The sequence below is a fragment of the Flavobacterium sp. TC780 genome (assembly GCF_056783245.1).
Genome location: NZ_JBXBAV010000156.1, coordinates 1 through 697, shown reverse-complemented (window position 1 = coordinate 697; position 697 = coordinate 1). Strand labels below are relative to the sequence as shown.

Below are 697 nucleotides of genomic sequence, written 5' to 3'. Positions count from 1 at the left end.
ACCGTCTTTCAGTTCTGCTTTGTCCGCACCGTACAGTGCTTCTTGGCCAGCAGCATTTTTAACCGTCGTCCCTGTGTTGTCGAGGACTGTGCTGTTGCCTGCACCATCATCCGCAGTCTCAACTGATGTCACGGGAATTGCTTTCGCCAAGTCGTAAACCACTTGGTTGTCCGCATTGGTACTCACCACCAAGTTTTTGTCGGTATTGGTGAAGTTGACTGTTTCTCCAAGTTTCACTTTGTCAGCCGCTGTTGCTGCTGCACCCACGTTTTGGGTCGTAATGTTGAAACCTGTGTCTTTTAAGCCACCCACCGCATCAGAGACTTGGCCTTCGGTTGCCGCTTGGTTGCTACCCGGATAGTTGGTTGCTGGATCCCAAGTCGTGTTGGTTAAGCCAGTAATCACACCGTCTTTGCCATTAATCACGATTGGGTTGGAACCTGCACCCACTGTGATGCTGTCTGCACCCACTGTCGTCGTCGAGGTGCCATCGCTAATGCTGTTACTGCCAGCCGTCGTCGTGTTGGTATTGGTTCCATCAGTCACCGTGTTGCCTTTCGCAGTCGTGGTGTTGATGTCAGTACCGTCTTTCAGTTCTGCTTTGTCCGCACCGTACAGTGCTTCTTGACCAGCAGCATTTTTAACCGTCGTCCCTGTGTTGTCGAGGACTGTGCTGTTGCCTGCACCATCATCCGCA

The 697-nt window shown here is 51.9% G+C and carries 1 protein-coding gene; it reads right to left on the bottom strand.

Annotated elements, in window-relative coordinates; translation table 11 throughout:
* Nucleotides 1-697: hypothetical protein (locus AC1RYN_RS17095; protein WP_481807900.1), on the bottom strand; the 697-nt coding region annotated here is incomplete at both ends.